This is a genomic window from Pseudostreptobacillus hongkongensis, assembly GCF_001559795.1.
GTDB lineage: Bacteria > Fusobacteriota > Fusobacteriia > Fusobacteriales > Leptotrichiaceae > Pseudostreptobacillus > Pseudostreptobacillus hongkongensis.
This window is the reverse complement of the sequence record NZ_LOHY01000116.1, coordinates 1-2,233: the sequence shown is the minus strand read 5'-3', so window position 1 is coordinate 2,233 and position 2,233 is coordinate 1. Positions and strand designations below refer to the sequence as shown.

The following is a 2,233-nucleotide window of genomic DNA, read 5'->3' as shown; positions in this document are numbered from 1 at the left end:
AGTAGAGTGGAAGAAGTTGGGGGATATTTCTATAATATATGGAGGTTTAACTGGTAAAAATAAATATGATTTTGAAAATGGAAATTCAAAATATATACCATATAAGAATATATATAATAATTTAGAAATAAATTTTGATGAATTAGAATTAGTTAAAATTGAAGAAAATGAAAAACAAAATTTTGTTAAATATGGAGATGTTTTATTTACAGGTTCTTCTGAAAATTTAGATGAAGTAGGATTAAGTTCAGTAGTTACAAAAGAATTAAAAGAAAATATATATTTAAATAGTTTTTCTTTTGGGTTAAGATTTAATGAAAATATAAAAATTATACCTAAATTTTCAAAATTTTTATTTAGATGTATGAAAATAAGGAAAGAAATAAAGAAAGCATCAAATGGGGTAACAAGATTTAATCTTTCAAAGGAAAAATTAAATAATATATTAATCCCAATTCCCCCATTAGATATACAAGAAGAAATTGTGAGGGTATTAGACAAGTTTACAGACCACACTAAAGAGCTAACTAAAGAGCTAACTAAAGAGCTAACGCTAAGAAAAAAAGAATATAGTTATTATAGAGATTATTTACTTGAATTTAAGAATATAGATAATTTGGATATTGAAGTTCAGAAAGTAAATCTTATTGATTGTTGTGATATAGTAATGGGAGTTTCACCAGAAGGTAAAACTTTATCAGAAATAAAATTGAATAATAATATAGAATTTCATCAAGGTAAAACATATTTTACAGATTTAATATTAGGATTTTCTAATATATATACATCATCACCTTTAAAATATGCTGAACCTAATAGTATAGTAATGAGTGTAAGAGCACCTGTTGGAGATATAAATATAGTTGATAGAAATATATCAATAGGTCGTGGTTTATGTATGATAAAAAATAAAGAAGAAGTATCTAATTTAAAATATATATATCATTATATAAAGAATAATATTAAAGAATTAAAAAGAAAATCGAAAGGAGCAACTTTTGAATCTATAACATCAGAAGATATTAAAAATTTTAAAATAAATCTACCATCACTAGAAATACAAGAAAGAATAGTAAATGTATTAGATAATTTTGAAAAAATATGCAATAACTTAAATATAGGATTACCAAAAGAAATAGAATTAAGACAAAAAGAATATGAATATTATAGAGAATATATCTTGACAAACATAGGTAATAGAATTACACTAGAAGACAAGACAAGACAAGACAATATAATATAATCAAAATTTACCAATATATCTATGGAAGTGTTATTGTTGAGGGGGATAATGTAATTAATGTGTATAATGATGGGGTAAATTTTGATTCAAAAAATAATAAATATTATTCAATTGAATATAAAAAACTAGAAGATATTTGTGAAATTAAAATGTGTAAAAGAATATTAAAAAATGAAACATTGAACTGCACCCATAATCTTGGACACAAGATTGGAGGTGCAGTTTTTTTATGAGTAAATTAACAATAAAAGATAAATTAGTTAAATTAATTTGTCTAACTTTTTGGGGTCAGCACACGATATTCAGACTATTTAGTCTCATTTAATTTATTATCGATAATCTCAAGTATTTTAGCTCTATCTTCAAGATTATTAACAAAATCAATATTGTCTACATTTATAACAAGAACATCAGATATATTGTATGAATCGAAGTATTCTTTATAATGTTTATTTAAATGTTCCCAATATGAATATTCAACGATTTTTTCATATTCACGACCACGTTTTTTAATTTTAGAAATAGCATTTTCAACATTAGATTCTAAATATATAGTTAATTTAGGTGTTTTTAAATGTTCTAGCATATTACCTAATAGTTCTTCATAAATTTCAAATTCTTCCATAGTTAGATCACCATCTTCAGCTAACATTCTAGAAAAGATTATATCTCCATAAATAGATCTATCCATAATACAATTTTGATAAGCTTCAGCTTCTTTTATAGATTGAAATCTTTTGTTTAAAAAGAATATCTGAAGAGGGAAAGACCATCTTTTTTTATCATAGTAGAATTTGTCTAAAATAGGGTTATTAATTACAGGTTCTTCATATAGTTTGTATCCATATTTATCTGCCAATATTTCAGCAAGTGAAGATTTTCCAACACCAACAACACCATCTATACATATTATTTTGCTAGTATTTGTTTTATTTAAATTAATTTTATTAAAAAATTGTTTATAATATAACAGAACATGTACCAACAAAC

Annotated in this window: 2 protein-coding genes; one reads left to right on the top strand and one right to left on the bottom strand. The window is 23.4% G+C overall.

Annotated features, from left to right (window positions below):
* Positions 1–1,243, top strand: a 1,243-nt coding sequence (locus tag AYC59_RS05960; RefSeq protein ID WP_156445504.1) for a restriction endonuclease subunit S, incomplete at its 5' end; no start/stop codon positions are given.
* Between the two features lie 307 nt (positions 1,244–1,550).
* Here the strand turns inward: AYC59_RS05960 and AYC59_RS05955 are convergent.
* On the bottom strand, positions 1,551–2,233 hold a 683-nt coding region (locus tag AYC59_RS05955), incomplete at its 5' end, for a deoxynucleoside kinase (RefSeq protein ID WP_342666620.1).